The organism is Sphingobium sp. 22B (genome assembly GCF_001580035.1).
Lineage (GTDB): Bacteria > Pseudomonadota > Alphaproteobacteria > Sphingomonadales > Sphingomonadaceae > Sphingobium > Sphingobium fuliginis.
Map to the genome: position 1 here is coordinate 125875 of NZ_LTAB01000011.1, position 16494 is coordinate 142368.

Sequence of the window (16494 nt, forward strand, 5' to 3'; positions counted from 1 at the left end):
AACATGCCGATGGTCGCCATTTACAGACGCGGTTTCCTGCCCTTGTCGGAGACCTTCATTGCGGACCATATCCGGTCGCTGCGCCGATACCGCCCCTTCGTCATGGCCGACGACATTGTCGGCGGCCATTATCGGGACGGACAGCAACTGCATCTGCTTCATGAACCCGGCGCCGGAAAGTGGAAAAGGATCAGCAGTCGGCTGACCGGACATTACGACCATCTGGACGGACAACTGTCCTCACGCTCCGCCGGCCTGATCCACGCGCATTTCCTTCAGGACGGCGCGGGCATTCTGCCGCTCGCCCTGCGGCGGCGCATGCCGCTGGTGGTGACGGCCCATGGCTATGACGCGACCGTCACCGCCCGCGAACATGCGCGGCGGACAGAGGGGCTCTGGTACCTGATGCTGAAGCCCGTCCTGATGCGCTATGTCGACGGCATCATCTGCGTGTCGAACTGGATCAGGCAGTGCCTGCTGGAGGCCGGCTATCCCGAAGGCAAGCTGCGGGTCATCCGCCTGGGCATCGACCCCGCCGCATTGCCGCAGGTGGATTCCCCCTCGCTGCGCCGGGGCGCGCTGTTCGTGGGCAGGCTGGTCGAGAAGAAGGGCGTCAACTTCCTGCTCGACGCCTGGGCGAAGCTGCCGCCCCGCCTGCGCGAGGAGCCGCTGACCATCATCGGGGACGGCCCGATGAAGCCGGCGCTGATGGATCAGGCACGAAAACTGGGCATACAGCCGGTATTTGCCGGCCCGCAGCCGCGAGAGGCGGTGTTCGCCGCCATGGCCCGGCACAGGATCTTCGCCATGCCCAGCATCCGCGCCGCGAATGGCGACAGCGAAGGGCTGCCCATCGTGCTGATGGAGGCGCAGGCCCTGGGCATGGCTGTGATCGCCTTCGACGACGGGCCGATGCGCGAAGCCATCCGGCCGGGGCAGAGCGGCCTGCTGGCGGAGCGGCGCGACACCGGCAGCTATGCCGCGCATCTGGAACGGCTGCTGCTGTCGGCGGACCTGTGCGAAAGCTTCGGCCGGGCAGGACGGGAATGGGTCAACAACAGTTTCCACATCCGGTCCAACATGGCGGAACTGGAAGATTATTACGACGAAATCATCGGCCGCAGGGAGAGACGCCATTGAACATCCCCATTTCGGCCGCCCTCGCACCCCATGGCGTCACCAACGCCCGCATCCTCATCCTGTCGCGCCACGATTATCGCACGGCGCGCCGCGCCAGCGTGCATTTCATCGCCCAGAAACTGGCCGAACGGGGTCATGACGTCGCCTTCCTGTCCATCGGCTACAGCTGGCTGTCGCGGCTGCGCGGCGACAGCCGGGCGGGGCTGGACCCGCGCGCCAACCGCTGGGAAACGGTAGACGGCCTGCGCGCCTATCTGTGGCGGACCCGCTGGCATCCGGTCAAGATGCCGGTGCCCGATGCGCTGACCGGCTGGCTGTTCCACCGCTGGGCGGGCATGGCCTGCCCCGCCCTGGACGAGGCGGCGGCGACGGCGGACCTCATCCTCATCGAATCCGGCATCGCCCCCGCGCTGATCCGGCGGGTGCGGGCCATCGCCCCGCATGCGCGGATCGTCTATCGCGCGACCGACCTGCTGGCGACCGCCGGCGTGCCGCCATGCATCGAAACGACGCTGCAAAGGCAGGCGCGCGACATCGACATGGTCGTGGTCGTCGCCCGCAGCATGCTGCCGCATTTCGACAGCTTCGACTGTCCGCGCATCTTCATTCCCCATGGCGTCGACCTGCGAAACCTGCGCCGGCCGACCGTCAGCCCCTATGACCGGCCGCATAATGCGGTGGCGGTCGGATCGATGCTGTTCGACGAGGGCGCGATCCGCACGCTGGCGCAGGCGGTTCCCCATTTCACCTTCCACATGATCGGAACGCCCAGGCACGCCTTCCCGTCCAATGTGGTGCTGCACGATGAGATGCCCTTCGAACGGACGCTGCCCTATATCCAGCATGCCGATGTCGGGATCGCGGCCTATCTGCCGGCGGAAGCATCGGCCTATCTGGCGGATTCCAGCCTGAAGCTGATGCAATATGGCGCCATCGGCCTGCCCGCCATCTGCCCGGATTTCGCGGTGGGCGAGCATGGGCTGCGTTTCGGCTATCGGCCGGGCGACGCCGATGGGATGGTGCAGGCCTTCGCCAGGGCCGCCCAGACGCGCCGGCGGCCAGCGCCGACGCAGGATTGGGGCGATGTGGCCGACCGGCTGGTGGAGGTCGCCCTTGGCTGAGCTTGTCCTGCAAAGAGACGTCCGGATGCAAGGCGCCGGGGACATGCTGCACGCGGTCGTGCCGGTGGCGGCCATGGCGCTGCTGGCGGCGACGGTCCTGTTCAACCCGTTCCTCGCCTGGGTGAACAGCCATGTCGCGCCGATGAGCGGGTCGATCGTGTCCGTGATGCAGGGCGGCATCGTCATCTCTGCATTGCTGCTGGGCCTGTTCCAGCCGGTCGCGCTGGCGGCGCGATGGTGGACGCTGGCCGCGCTGCTGGTGATGGCCGTGCTGCTGACCAGCGCGATCCGGGCGCAGTTCAATCCCAAGATATTGGGCGACGTGCTGCTGATCCCGGCCTTCATCCTGCTGGGCACGGCGTTGCGCGCCGACCTGTTCCGCCGGTCGGTCCTCGTCATGCAGGCGTGCATCCTGCTGGTGGGCATGTGGGAACTGGCGCGGCCGGACCAATATGGCGCCTTCTTCAACGTGGTCGATTATTATGTGAACACGCGCGGATATGACGCCGACGCCTTCTGGGCGGGCGGATCGCTGTTCCTGAGTTCGGAACGGCCGGGCGGGCGGCTGTTGCTCAACGGCTTCGGTTTCCATCGCGGGTCGTCGCTGTTCCTGGAGCCGGTGTCGCTCGGCAACTGGGCGGTCGTCGTCACCATCTTCACGGCGGCCTGCTGGCGCGAACTGTCACGCTGGGGCCGGGCCTTCATGGTGGCGTCCACCTTCGCGCTGCTGGTGATCTGCGACGGACGGCTCGCGATGACGGTCATCCTGCTCTTCTGCCTCTATCTGCCGCTCTGCCGCTATCTGCCCGACCGCTGGAGCGCGATCTACCTGCCTGTCATGCTGGGCCTGCTTTGGCTGGGGGACGCGTTCGGCCTGCTGATGCCCAATGGCGACAATTTCGCCGGGCGGCTGGGCATCGGCCTGCATGCGCTGGGGACGATGGATGCCGCCGCATTGCTGGGGGTCAGCCCCGAATTCGCGCGGCTGGACGATGCGGGATGGGCCGATTTCATCCAGTCCCAATCCGTGCTCATCGCGCTCGGCCTCTGGCTGGCGCTGTCGCTCACCGGGTTCGGCAGGGCGCCGGGCGACCGCATGGCGAAACATGGCACCATGCTGTTCCTCATCCTGTGCCTGCCGATCAGCAATTCGCTGCTCTCGATCAAGACGGCGGCGTTAATGTGGGCGCTCTACGGCTTCTGCTTCGCACGCGGGCGGAGGGCAGCGGACAGCACGCCCCCGGCATGAGCGGGCGGCATATTCCAGCGCTGGACGGGTTGCGCGGCTTTGCCGCGCTGATCGTGATGCTGTCGCATTTTCCCGATGTCGGGCTGCCGCCCTGGGTCAATCACCGCCTGGGCGATTATGGCGTGATGCTGTTCTTCGTGCTGAGCGGTTTCCTGATGGGCCATCTCTATCTGGGGCAGAAGCCCGACGTCGCGGCGCTGCTGCGCTATGGCGCGGCGCGGGCGGGACGAATCCTGCCGCTTTATCTGGCGGTATCGCTGCTGTCCTTCTTCCTCTTCAGCTATGCCGATCCGGCCTTCATCTATCGCATAGACGGCCAGCAGCTCCTGCGGTTGCTCAGCTTCACCAGCGCGCAGCCGATCTTCTGGTCCATCGGCCCGGAATTCCAGTTCTATTTCCTCTTTCCGCTGGTCTGGATGGCGTTCCACAGCAGCCGCCCGAACAGGCCGGTCGCCTTCCTGGCGCTGGCGACCGCGATCTGCCTGAGCTATGCGATCAGCAGTTGGACGCCCGGCTTCTCCGTCTTCGCAAAGCTGCACATCTTCATCGCCGGGATCGGCACGGCGTTGCTGATGAAGGCGGCGCCGCCGCGCCCGCCGCTCGCCATGCTCGTGCTGGGAAGCGCCCTGGCCTTCCTGGCCGCCATCCTGCTCTCGCCGGCATGGGCCGAACCCTTCCTCTTCCCGTCGACACGCGGCGACCCCAAGCATATCGGCTATTATGGCGATCTGGCGAAGGTCCTGCTCTGCGCCTGCGTCATCCACAGCGCGACCATCGACCATCGGCTGAACGACTGGCTGTGGGGCAATGGCGCGATGCGGCGGCTGGGGGCGTGGAGCTTCTCGCTCTATCTGCTGCACATGCCCGCTTTCTATCTGGCGGGATATCTGCCGGTGCCGCCGGCGCCGCGCGCCGTGGCATCGCTGCTGCTGGCGGTCGGCATCGCGGCGCTGTCCCATCGCTTCGTCGAAGGGCCGGCCAACCATTGTTTGCGCCGCCTGCTTGCAAGGCTGTTCGACCGGCAGCCCAAGGTCATCCTATTGCCCGATCTCAGCCGGGCGGAGGTTCGAAGGTGAGACGATAAGGATAAAGCCAGATGCGCAAGGAAAACAGGGTCGCGCACGGGTCGGTGAAGGAGGATGAGGGACGTATAGACTGGCTGGACGTGGCCAAGGGCCTGTCGATCCTGCTGGTCGTCTTCCATCATGCCGCGCTGACGGGTGCTTCCATCGGCCATGGCTGGGCGGTCTTTTCCACGCTCGATGCGCTGGCGAAGCCGGTCCGCATGCCGCTGTTCTTCGCCATAGCGGGGCTGTTCGCCGCCGGGGCGCTCAGCCGGTCCTGGGGCCGGCTGCTGACCGGCCGGGTGGCCAATCTCGTCTGGCTCTACAGCCTGTGGACCGTGATCTACTGGCTGTTCTTCCGCTATTTCGACCCGACCGACGGACTGAAGCCGCTGGGCCTTTCCAAATGGCAGCTCATCTATATGTGGATCATCCCGCCCAGCGGACAATGGTTCCTGTGGCTGATGGCGATCTATCTGGTCCTTGCCAAGGCGATTGCCCGCTTCCGAAGTCCCGTCCATCTGTCGGCGATCTTCCTGCTTTGCGCCCTGTCGGCCGGGCCGGTGGCGGAACTGCCCCATTATCCGTGGCGCAACGGCCTGCTCTATGCGCCCTTCTTCATCGGCGGGGCATGGTATGGCCGGGCGCTGGCGGAGCGGGCGCCGCGCCATGCCGCGACGCTGATCGTGGGAGGAACGGCAGGCTTTGCGGCCCTTTCGATGCTGACGCGCCACCCCGGCGCGCAGATCGGCCTGTCCATGGCGGGTCTGATGGCGGCGGTCGGCCTCGCCCTGTTGCTCAGCCGGATTTCGTGGCTGAAGGGGCCGCTGATCTTCTTCGGGCGGCGAACGCTCAGCATCTATCTCGGCCATGGGCTGGTCATCGCCGCGCTGTCCATGCCGCTGTCCGTCCTGCCGCTGGGGGATCATGCCTTTCTATGGGTCACGCCCTTCCTGATGCTGTTCTCCCTGTTCGGATCGCTGGTCCTTCACGACCGGGTGGGAAGTCTGGGCCGGATGTGGCTCTATAGCGACGAGGGCATGCGGCAGTCCTTGCCGAAGCGGTTCAGCATCTGACTCAGATGCCGGATGCGCGGCCATGCTGCTTGTCCAGGGCAATCTGGTTGGAAAGCTTCGCCGCGGTCAGAAACTGCCGCTCATTATGGATGGAACCGACGGCGATGAAGAGGATCAGCGCGCCGACGACTGCCTTGCGATAGGGGGAGAACCATCCCAGCGCCGCAAAAGCCAGCGCGGCCACCGCGATGTCCGCCGCGTAGAGGAAGGTGATTTCCCCATAGACGCTGTGGAAGAGGATCTTCGAAGCCAGGAACAGGCCCAGCGCCAGGCCGATGGGCCGCCTCTGCCGGTCGGCCAGCGTTCCCGCAACGCCCCCGGCCAGCAGGACCAGCCAGGCGGCGGCGGCGATGCCGCCCGCGACGCCCCACTGGCCGAGCGGCGCGAACTGGTTGGTCACGACCGTCGAGGAGCCGATCTCCGTCTGCATGTCGGCCCGCTGCGGCGATGGCACGACGCCCGGCATCAGCAGGGCGTTGCGCGCGCTGATGGACGGGTGCCATGCCATGCCGGCGGCGTGCATCTTCGGTCCGGCATAGGTCTTTTCCTTGACGATGATGCGCGGGTCGAGCCAGAAGGCGGCGCGGTGCAACAGCTTCATCTGGACCGCCGATACCGCCGACACCAGCAGGAAGGCGCCCCCGCTGACCAGCAGGAACTGGCGGAACGGCAGGCGGAAGAAAGCGGCCGCCAGCCCCAGGCCCCAATTGGTGATCAGCATCGCGACGCTTGCCGCCGAAGCGACGATCCAGCCGGAGCGGGGCAGGCTCCGCATCGAACAGGTGAAGATCAGCATCAGCACGATGCCGGTCGCGCTGAATGCATAGGTTTCGATAAAGGCATACCAGTGGAGGAAACCGGCGCTGGCGATCAATGCGAGGGTGAAGCCGGCGGCCGCCGCGGGGGCAAGGCCCATCAGCCGCATCGCCACATGGAAGCCCCCCGCGCTGACCGCGGCGGCGAGCATCAGCAGCAGGCCGATCGCCTGCATCGGCGGCAGGCCCAGCAAGGCCAGCGCCTTGACCGATGACAATGCGGTTATGGAAAAGAGCGGATGGGCGACGGTGCGGTTCTGGTACGGGCTCCAGCGCTCCGTCATGTTGGAGATGACGCGGGGCGGATCGGCCTGGAAATAGATGTTGAACGTGTCATAGACCTGCGGCGACAGCGCCTTGCCGTTGAACAGGCAGATCGCCATGGCCGTCATGCTGAGCAGGATGACCAGCACCAGGTCGACGCGGCCGACGCCGATCGGCCAGATGCGGCGGGCGGGCGCGCCAAGGGCGGTCGCGGCCATCTCAGCTCAGCCCCGTCACGAGCACGCCCGCCACGATCAGCCCGATGCCCCCGAGACGCGCCGGCGAAATCGCCTCCCCCAACAGCCAGAAGCCGCAAATGGCGGTGACCACGATGCCGAGCGCGACGCAGGGATAGGCCTGCGACAGGTTCATGCGGGACAGGACCATCAGCCACGCCCCGGCGCTGAGGCCGAACATCGCCATGCCGACGATCACCAGGGGGGTGGTCGCGATGGTGGTCGCGATCTCGATCGCTGATCCGCGCGCCAGCGCATTCTGCACCGGGACGCCGTTCATGCCGATCTTCATCAGCACCTGCGATCCGGAGGACAGCAGCACGCAGGTCAGGACCAGAAGCGGCCACAGCAGGCCGGCGGCCGCGCGATGTTCAGCCAGGGCTTGGGCAGGCAAGGTTTTCCTCCGGGGATGGGATCAGTGCGCCGCGAACATGATGAGCAGGACCAGGCAGACCATGCCCGAACTCATGCGGTCGCGCAGGGCGAAGACGACCGGATCGTCGTGGATCAGGCGGCGATGCGCCAGCATCAGCATCCGCCCCACCCAATAGAGCATGATCGGGCAGATGATCCACAACAGGTCGGGATGGCGATAGGAGCCGTTGACGGCCGGCGAGGTGAAATAAAGCGCCAGCACGGTGATGGAGACATAGGCGGAAGCCACCGCCATAGACATCACCATGGTCATGTCGCTGACCTTGTAATTGCGGTTGCTGGCGTCGCCCAGATCGGCGTCCTTGCGCTTGGCGAGTTCGGTGTAGCGCTTGATCAGCGCCAGGCTGGTGAAGAACATGACGGCGAAGGCGAGCAGCCAGTCGGACATGACGATCCCCGTCGCCGCGCTGCCGCCGATCACCCGCACGGCGTAGAGCAGGGATAGCGCCAGGACATCGATCAGGAATTTCCGCTTGAGCACGAAGCTGTAGGCGCTGGTAAGCGCGAAATAGCCGAACAGCACGCCCAGCAGCGGCAGCGACACCATCGCCCCCGTCAGCAGGCCGAGAGTCAGCAGCAGGCCCGAGACGATCAGCGACGCCCCGATCGGCAATTGCCCGCTGGCGAGCGGACGGCCGCGCTTGCTGGGGTGCCGCCGGTCGGCATGCAGGTCGACGATGTCGTTGACGATATAGATGGACGACGCGATCAGGGAGAAGGCGACGAAGGCGCAGAGGCTTTGCAGCAGAGCCAGCCGGGTGATCTCATTGCCGATCAGCGGCGGCACGAAGACCAGCGCATTCTTCACATATTGGTGGACGCGCAACTGACGCAGCCAGAGCCCGGGGCTGGCCCCTTCCTCCGCCAGGGCCTTGAGCGGGCGGCCCCTGCGCTGCATATGGCGGAAGGCGGCAGTGGGCGCGCGCACGGCATAGCCTTGCGCGGCATGCTCCCAGACCGGGACGTCGACCATGGCATTGCCGATATAGTCGAAGCCGCCCTCCCCGAATTCCGCGACCAGCCGGTCCCGCTTGGCCCTGCCCGACAGGTTGGTCGTCCCGTCGGACGCGAACCAGCCGTCGAACAGGCAGAGATGATCCGCGATCTGCGACACCAGCCGGGCGTCGGCCGCCGAGGCGAGGTAGGTCGGCTTTCCCTCCGCCCGCGCCGCGCGGATCAGGGAGAGCACCTGATCGTCATAGGGCAGGTAATGGGGATCGAAATCGGGGCTGTCCGCCAGTTCCGCCTTGATCGCCGCCTTGTTCCATCCCATGCGCAGAAAGGACGAGAGGATGGTGCGGGGTCTGTCGTTGAAGGCCGAGATCAGGCATTCGACCAGCAAGTCCCCCTTGATCAGCGTGCCGTCCAGATCGACGACAAGCGGACGGCATTGGGTATTCACCTGCGGCTTCGACTGGACAGCGACTTGCATGGCTTCCCCTTCACTTCATCCAAACCGATTAGATGTGAGGCGAGGAAGGGAATCAATTAAGGGGAAATTGCTAAGGGTTTTCGCGGTGCGCGGGAAGGAACAGCCTTTCCTGTCACTCCGCGCTTCGGCCGGGTTTGGCGATGCGTTTTACGTCCGCTTCCGTGACGGGTTGGGGATAGGCGTTGCCGAAATGGGTCCGCACATAGGTGATGACCGCCGCCACCTGCGCTGGCGAGAGCATGTCGCTCATCGGCGGCATGGCGCCCTTGCCCTTCGTCACGATGGTGACCGGATAGGCGGGATCGGCCAGCTTCCTGTTCTTCGCCAGAGCCGGAATGGCGCCGCCGCCGCTGCCCATGGCATTGGGCATGTGGCAGGCGGCGCAGATCTGCCTGTAGACCTTCTCCCCATCCACCGCCTTGTTCTTCGCCTGCACGCCGCCGGGCGTGTCGGCATGGCCCGGCGCGGCGAGAAGGGCCAATAGCGGCGGGACGAGGATCAGGGCGCGGCGCGGGCTCATGCCGCCTGCGTCCGCTGGTGGATGCGCGTGATCGCGTCGAGGCCGGAGAGCAGCGATCCTTCCATCCAGCCACCATAATAGCTGGCATGTTCGCCCGCCAGCACCACGCGCCCGTCAATGGCGACCAGATTCTGGTAATGCGCCTCCCGGTTCTCCTCGCTCCAGCGCGAGGTGCATCCCAATATCCAGGGCACGCGGCTCCAGGGCACGGAAACGCCGTTCAGGAATTCCTTGCGATATTGCGGATGGAAGATTTCGCCCTGCGCCAGCGCCGCCTCTATCCGATCCTGCGGGGTCATGCCGGTCAGTTCGAACGCCCCCGCATCGCGGGCGAACGCGCCCAGCAGCACCGCCGGCCCGCTGGAGAAGAAACGGTCGTTGGGATAGGATAGCTGGGCGATGGGCTGGTCGGTGAAGCTGTGACCGCCATAGATATTGTCGTCCTCCTCCCAGAAGCGGCGCTTGAATTCCAGACCCATCTTGAGCTGGCCAGCATAGGGCACCGCCTTCATCGCCGCCGCCAGTTTCAGGCCCACCTGCATCTCGACCTGGCTGATGATCGACAGCGGGATGGTGCACACGCACCAGTCGGCGCTGACGCTGTTCATCCTGCCGCTCGGCACGTCCCTGTAGCTGACGGTCACGCCCTTGCCGTTCTGGGCGACCTTCGTGACCTTGGCATTATAGGTGATGAGCTTGCCGACCTGCTTGGCGAAGGCCTTGCCGATCATGTCCATGCCGCCCACCGGCTGGAACATCGTCGTCTGCATCACATAGTTGAAATAGAAGCTCATCGCCGTCCAGACCTGCGGGTCGAGCACGTCGCCCAGCTTCGCGATCTGCGAGGGCGACGGCGCGCCGCCGACGCCGCCGCCGGGCGGGCGGTCATAGCCCCGCTGGGCGGAGACGGCCACGCTGCTGGTATAGGCCATATTGTCGTCGAGCACGCCCCAATGGCGCAGCGCCTCCAGCAGCTTCTCCTTGTCCTCCGCGCTCACGCTGCCGTCCAGCGCCTTGGCGTTCGCGGCCTTGGCCAGCAGTTCCGAGGTGTGGCCCCGGAAGTCGGTCGCCACCGCCTTGTAGCGCTGCGGCTTGCCGTCAAAGGCTTCGCTGGAATGGATGAAGCCATTATGGTTGAGCTGGATGAACGGCTCCAGCGCCACCCCGAACTGCCGGCAATAATGCAGCAGGCAATTATGATGATGCGGGATGCGCCAGGGGCCGGGATTGATGTAGTTGCCCGGCGCGAACTGCACCTTCTGCACAGTGCCGTCGCTTTCGGTGAAGGTGTCGCCGCCGCGCAGCGTATAGTTGCGGCCGCCCGGACGGTCCTGAAACTCCAGGACTTTGACCTGATAGCCCGCCTTTTCCAGTTCATAGGCGGCGACCATGCCGGCCAAGCCCGCGCCCAGCACGACGACCGACGCGCCCGGCTTCGCGCCGGAGAGGACGGGCGGTCCGTCGAACTGGGTTTCGGCGGCATGACCCAGCGCGGTCATCGCCTGGTACATGGCCGCCGCGCCACCCGCCTTGCCGATCAGGCCCAGAAGCTGGCGGCGGCTCGGCTGCATGCTATTCTCCATAATACCCCCTGTGCGCGGCGGCGGAAGTTCAGTTGCCCCTGGCAGCGATCGCCTCGATCTCGATCAATTGCTGCGGCCGGGCGAGACCCGCGATCTGGAAGGCCGAGCGCGTCGGCAGGTTGGGCTGCTCCGCCGTGCCGAAGAATTTCTTATAGGCCCGCGTCATGCCGTCGCGGTCCATCTTACCGCCCAGCTTGGGGTCTCCCACCAGGAAGACGGTCAGCTTGACCACATCGCCCATGGTGAGACCCATTTCCGCAAGCTGCGCCTTCATCCTGGTGAAGATCGACATTGCCTGCGCCTCGGTATCGCCAAAGGCGCCGGGGCTTTCCGTATCCTTGGGGTCGATGGGCGCGCCGGTCGCGCCGGAGAGGAAATAGAGCGTGCTGCCGGGCGGGACCACGGCGGCGCTGGCGATCATCGCGCCGGGGGCCTGTTTATGCTCCACCGGCGCGGCATGGGCCGTCGATGACAAGGAAGCGGCGGCCACGATGCCGACAAGAGAAAGCCTGAACGCCGACGGATTTGCCATGAACGCCCCCGTTCCCATATTGCTGATGCCTGTATCCCGATGAACGAGGCGGGAAGGAAAATCCGCCATGCCTATGTTGCGGTATCATTGCCCGCCGGAAACAAGTTCTGCGACGTCATAATATTTTCCGTTGGCGATCACCTTCCTCACATTGAAAGTGTTCGCGATATTCTCCCGCGGATCGCCCGCGAGGAGGGTAATGTCCGCCAGCTTGCCAGCCTCCAGCGTCCCCGCGTCCAGGTTGAGCGACTTGGCCGAATTGACCGTCGCCGTCTGCAAGGCCTGGAAGGGCGTCAGCCCCGCATCCACATAGGAGGAAAGCTCCGCATGCAGGTTGGTCGCGATCATCGTGTCGGTGCCCGCCGCGACCAGCGTGCCGGCATCGAACATCTTCTTCAGGCTTGTCAGGCTGCCCGCCATCATCGGCCGCAACAGCGCCGCCATCGGATCGCTTTCCGTCACCGTCTTGCGCGCCCAGACCGGATAGAGGTTGATGCGCGGATCGTCGCGATAGGACGGGTTCTTCTCCAGATAATTGGTCAGGGCGCCGAAATTGGTGGGTGTCAGCGTCCGGCCGCTCCTGCCGAGAAGCTGGATCACATCTTCATAGGCCATGCCCATCGGCCCCTGCTTGGGCGAATAGCCGCGGCGGCTGGTGGCGCCCAGATGCTCGGTCGCGTCGACGCCTGTATAGGCGGCGGGGAAGATTTCATGGCCGGTGACCGGCACGCCCATCTGGTGCGCCGCCTCCACGATGCGCCGCTGGTAGATGTCGGGCATGCGGACATAGCTTTTCAATATGTCATATTTGAGGATGCGGGCGCGCTCCAGCTCCCGCTCCAGATGGGCCGGGCCGGAAACGGCGACGCCCATCTTGTAATAGACTCGCTGCCATTCGAACAGCGGCCCGTTGACATAGAGGCGCGGGCTGATGCGCACGCCCGCTTCGGCCGCCTCCCGATCCTCTATCGCGTCATAGACCTGATTGCCGGGATCGCGCACAGTGGTGATGCCATAGGCGAGCCATGCGCGTTCCAGATTGGAGCCGAAATCCTTTTGCAGATGGGCGTGATGCTCGATCAGGCCGGGAATGGCGGTGAGGCCGGTGCCGTCGACAAAATGCTCCGCCTGATGCAGCGCCGGATCATGATCGCGGATCGCGGCGATGCGGTTGCCCTCGATCACGATGTCCTTGTCATGCTGGGTCTCGTCGCGGACGGAGTCGACCAGATTGCTGACGTGGATCACCATCCGCCCGGTCGGATTGGCGAGGCGGTAACTAAGGTCGACCGGAATCTCCCGGATCACGCCGGTTTCGGTATCGATCGCCTTCAGCTTGTCCGACGACTGGTAGAGGATGGTGCGGCTGTCGGCGGTCCAGGTCGGGAAATAGGAGATTTCGGAGGTGTAGCTGCGCGGCGGACCCATCGGCTTGCCGTCGGCGGCGACGGGCCAGATCTTGAGCAGGCCTTCGTAGATCGCCGCCATCTTCGTGCCGTCAGGCGACCAGGCGGGACCGCCGCCGCCCCGCGTGTCGGTTCCGGCATTGTCCTGCGGCACCTGCCAGAAGGGCTCGCCCTTGCCATCGGCGGGGATGACGTAGATCTGGTTGGTGCCCTCACGGAAGCTGTTCGAATATTTGTAGGAGAGCGCGATGGCGACATATTTGCCGTCCGCCGACCAGGTGGGGCTGCCCGGCTGGCCGAGCGATGCCTGAAGCCGCGTCACTTTCCCGCTCGCCACGTCGACGACGCAGACGCCCGCCACGCCCCAGCGCCCGTCGACGTCGAGGAAGGCGATGCGCCCGCCGTCATGCGACCAGGCCGCGCCAAGCGGCTGGGTGTCCATGTCGGTGAGCTTGCGGTCCTTGCCGGTCCTGAGATCGCGTATCCACAGTTGCGGCAAGCCGCCGCCCTTGTCGGAGGTATAGACGATGCTTTGCCCGTCAGGCGACCAGGCGGGATCGGCGTCCAGCGCGGCGTCCTTGGTGAGGTTCTCCGGCACGCCGCCCTTGGAGGACATAAGGTAGAGATCGCCCAGCGCCACGAAGGCGATGCGGCTGCCGTCGGGCGAGATGGTGGGATGGACGATGCCCAGCGCCTTGCGCGGCGCGGTGGAATCCCAGTCGCGCTTCGCCCGCGCATAGCTGGGCTTCACCACCTCCAGCGTGGCGGCGAAATCGACGGTGGAGAGGCGTCCGCCGCTGCGCCGCCTGATCTTGCCGTCCGAGACGTAATAATAGCCGCCCTTCCCCCAGCTTATGCGGAAGGGAAAGACATTCTCGGTCCCGCTGACGGCCTTGCCATCGACCTCCAGATGGCTGCCCTTCGCGTCCTGCACCACATAGGCGAGTTCGCCGCCGGGGCCGAAGGAGGGCGCATCCACCCTGCCCTCGACCTGCTTGAGCAGGCTTTCCTTGCCGTCAGCCAGCACCGTTGCGTAGAGCGCCGTCCTGCTGCCCTCTATCCCCGCATAGGCGATCCTCGCGCCGTCGGGCGACCAGCTCGGCATCCGGTCCTCGCGCGGATTGCTGCTGATCTGCTTCACCGCCCCGCTGGCGACGTCCAGCGTCCAGATGTCGTAATTGCCGCTGCGGTCGGAGGAGAAGGCGATGGTCTTCCCATCGGGCGACCAGGCCGGTTCCCGATCATCCCACGCGCCCAGCGTCAGCTTGCGCATGTCGCTGCCGTCGGGCTTGATCGTCCAGAGATCGTAGCCGCCGTCGCGATAGGCGAAATAGGCGAGGCGCGATCCGTCGGGCGACCAGACCGGCTGGCGCGCATCGTTGAAATAGTCGGTGATGCGCTTCGCCTTGCCGCCTCTGGCGGGGATGATCCAGAGGCTTCCCTGAAGGTCCACCGCCAGCCATTTGCCGTCCGGCGAGACGGACACGGCCATGGAGGTGCCCTCACGCACGTCGAAGGCGATGGGCTTTTCCCCACCCGGCGGGGGCAGATTGGCGGGCTGGGCATAGGCCGGCACGGCGCAGGCCGACAGCAGGGTAATGGACAGATATTTCAGGGGAGACTTCATCGATCGGTCCTCTTACCAGCCGAAGACATAGCGTTCGCGGCGCACGTCCGCCCCGCCGCGCAGGGTGCCGCTGCCGGGCACGACGCCCGCCGCGACGATGCCGGTGGAGACGGCGAAAGGCCCCAGCACGTCCAGCTTGTGCCCGCGCGCGGCCAGATCGTCGCGGACCGCCTGCGGCACGCGATTCTCTATTTCCAGCACGCCCGGTTCATCCTTCTTGATCGCGAAGGAGGCGTGGAAATGGTTGCTGTTGATGCGTGGCGCCTCGATCGCGGCCTGGAGCGGCTGGTCGAAGGCCAGTACCCGCAACAGCACATTCATGATCTGCTGATCCTGATTGTCGCCGCCCGGCGTGCCGATGGCCAGATAGGGCGCGCCGTTCTTCAGCACCATGGAGGGCGAGAGCGTCGTGCGCGGACGCTTGCCGGGGACAAGCACATTGGGGCTTTCGGGATCGAGGTCGAAGACGGTCAAGCGGTTGCTCATCGGCACGCCAGTGTCACCCGCGATATAGGCGCCGCCCAGCAACCAGCCCGAACTGGGCGTGGCGCTGAACAGATTGCCGTCCTTGTCGACCACTTCGATGGCGGTGGTGTCGGCGGTCGGGCGCGGCGGGGCCTTCAGCATATGCGGCGTGAAGGCGGGCGTTGTCCGAGCCTTGCCTTCGAACGCCCAGGGGTCGCCATAGCGATGTTCCATCGACGCTTTGGGCCCGATCTGCTTCGCGCGCTCTGCGGCATAGGCCTTGGACAAGAGGCCCTTCATCGGCACGGTCGCGAAATCCGGGTCCCCGAAATAGGCGTTGCGGTCGTCGAAGGCGAGCTTGATCGATTCCGCGACGATGTGGAGATAGGGCGCGGACCCCGGCTCCATCGACGCGATGCCCGCCGCCTCCGCAATGTTGAGCGCCATCAGCATGGCCGGGCCCTGGCTCCAGAAGCCGCCCTTATAGACTTCATAGCCGAAGACGCTGGTCATCGTCGGGGTTTCGACCTTGCCCTTATAGGCGGCGAGGTCTTCATAGCGCATCAGGCCGCCGTCGCGCTCCATCGCAGCGCCGATCCGCCGGGCAATGTCGCCCTTGTAGAAGGCGTCGCGTCCCGCCTGGATCGCGGCCTTGCGGTTCTTCGTCTTCTTATAGGCGGCCCGGTCCGCTTCCGCGATGGTGCGAATGGTCTTCGCCAGATTGGGCTGGCGGAAGATTTCGCCCACTTTCGGCAATGCCCCACCCGGATAATAGGTGTCATAGGCGTCCTTCCACTTGGACGTCGCCTTCTTCTGGCTGGCGAAGACTTCGGCCAGAAAGTTATACATGACGAAACCGTCCGCCAGTTCGATGGCGGGTTGCAGCACCTGATCGAGCGTCATCGTGCCGTTGATCTGCAAGGCCAGAGCCATGGCGTCGACCATGGCGGGCACCGTGCCGCCATTGGGGCCGTTGCCGGGGATGACGCCCGCCCTGGCGAACCTGTCCGGCGTGGCGAGCATGGGCGCGACGCCCTGCCCGTTCACCAGCGAAACCTTCTTCGCCTTCGCGTCATAGATGATGGTCGGCGCTTCGCCGCCGAAGCCGAAATGCGAAATCTCCGTCACGGCGGCCGCGAACACCGCCGCGACGCCCGCGTCCGTCGCATTGCCGCCCGCCATCAATATGCGCGTCCCCGCCGCCACCGCATAATGACGCCCGGCGGCGACGATGCCGAAATTGCCGACGATCTCCGGCCGCAGCGTTTCGCCGGCGCTCACCAGCCGGGTCGGCTCCAGCGGCGCCCTGGCGGCGGGCGCCGCGTCCTGCGCGGAGGCTCCCGCCTGGGCCAGGGCGACGCCCCCCATAGCCAATGCCGCGAAGTCGCGACGGCTCAATCCCTGCCCTGCAGTATCGGTCATGAACGAAGATCCCCTGTAATCGGCATAGTCAGCGCTACCCGAGGGAAAGCAGGCATCTGCCTTGCCGGTCCTTTCCCTGTAACGAGAATGATCCCGCTTTCCACTAT

At 65.6% G+C, this 16494-nt stretch carries 13 protein-coding genes; 5 read left to right on the forward strand and 8 right to left on the reverse strand.

The window, feature by feature from the left end; genetic code table 11:
* Positions 1-3 precede the first annotated feature (3 nt).
* Genes A0J57_RS12140 through A0J57_RS12160 form a run of 5 tightly spaced genes read left to right on the forward strand, consistent with a single transcriptional unit; the run spans position 4 to position 5650 of the window.
* Positions 4-1140, forward strand: a complete 1137-nt coding sequence (locus tag A0J57_RS12140; protein ID WP_173664334.1) for a glycosyltransferase — start codon at positions 4-6, stop codon at positions 1138-1140.
* On the forward strand, positions 1137-2261 hold the full coding sequence (locus A0J57_RS12145) for a polysaccharide biosynthesis protein GumK (RefSeq protein WP_037481683.1): 1125 nt from the start codon (positions 1137-1139) through the stop codon (positions 2259-2261). The genes A0J57_RS12140 and A0J57_RS12145 overlap by 4 nt, the downstream gene beginning before the upstream one ends.
* Positions 2254-3510, forward strand: a complete 1257-nt coding sequence (locus A0J57_RS12150) for a polysaccharide biosynthesis protein GumE (RefSeq protein WP_235600860.1) — start codon at positions 2254-2256, stop codon at positions 3508-3510. Before A0J57_RS12145 ends, A0J57_RS12150 begins: the two co-directional genes overlap by 8 nt.
* Positions 3507-4586, forward strand: a complete 1080-nt coding sequence (locus A0J57_RS12155; RefSeq protein ID WP_061936000.1) for an acyltransferase — start codon at positions 3507-3509, stop codon at positions 4584-4586. The genes A0J57_RS12150 and A0J57_RS12155 overlap by 4 nt, the downstream gene beginning before the upstream one ends.
* Positions 4587-4606: 20 nt before the next feature.
* Positions 4607-5650: an acyltransferase family protein gene (locus A0J57_RS12160; RefSeq protein ID WP_061936003.1), complete on the forward strand. Its 1044-nt coding sequence runs from the start codon at positions 4607-4609 to the stop codon at positions 5648-5650.
* A gap of 1 nt (position 5651) precedes the next feature.
* Here the strand turns inward: A0J57_RS12160 and A0J57_RS12165 are convergent, their stop codons facing one another.
* The 8 genes from A0J57_RS12165 to A0J57_RS12200 all read right to left on the reverse strand — a co-directional run bounded on the left by A0J57_RS12165 (position 5652) and on the right by A0J57_RS12200 (position 16387).
* The gene (locus tag A0J57_RS12165; protein ID WP_061936006.1) at positions 5652-6947 is read right to left on the reverse strand and encodes a hypothetical protein; all 1296 of its coding nucleotides are present in this window, start codon (positions 6945-6947) and stop codon (positions 5652-5654) included.
* Position 6948: 1 nt separating this feature from the next.
* A complete protein-coding gene (locus A0J57_RS12170) occupies positions 6949-7359 on the reverse strand; it encodes a multidrug efflux SMR transporter (RefSeq protein ID WP_025547692.1) in 411 nt (136 codons plus the stop codon).
* Between the two features lie 21 nt (positions 7360-7380).
* Positions 7381-8832 carry a UbiA family prenyltransferase gene (locus A0J57_RS12175; RefSeq protein ID WP_061936010.1) on the reverse strand — a complete coding sequence of 484 codons (1452 nt, stop codon included), beginning with the start codon at positions 8830-8832 and terminating at the stop codon, positions 7381-7383.
* A gap of 112 nt (positions 8833-8944) precedes the next feature.
* Complete coding sequence (locus tag A0J57_RS12180; RefSeq protein ID WP_061936013.1) at positions 8945-9352, reverse strand: cytochrome c; 408 nt, start codon at positions 9350-9352, stop codon at positions 8945-8947.
* On the reverse strand, positions 9349-10935 hold the full coding sequence (locus tag A0J57_RS12185; protein WP_061936017.1) for a flavin monoamine oxidase family protein: 1587 nt from the start codon (positions 10933-10935) through the stop codon (positions 9349-9351). The genes A0J57_RS12180 and A0J57_RS12185 overlap by 4 nt, the downstream gene beginning before the upstream one ends.
* 28 nt (positions 10936-10963) lie before the next feature.
* Complete coding sequence (locus tag A0J57_RS12190; protein ID WP_048578135.1) at positions 10964-11467, reverse strand: RidA family protein; 504 nt, start codon at positions 11465-11467, stop codon at positions 10964-10966.
* Positions 11468-11551: 84 nt separating this feature from the next.
* A complete protein-coding gene (locus A0J57_RS12195; protein WP_061936020.1) occupies positions 11552-14500 on the reverse strand; it encodes an amidohydrolase family protein in 2949 nt (982 codons plus the stop codon).
* Positions 14501-14512: 12 nt separating this feature from the next.
* A complete protein-coding gene (locus A0J57_RS12200; protein WP_061936023.1) occupies positions 14513-16387 on the reverse strand; it encodes a gamma-glutamyltransferase family protein in 1875 nt (624 codons plus the stop codon).
* Between the last annotated feature and the right edge of the window lie 107 nt (positions 16388-16494).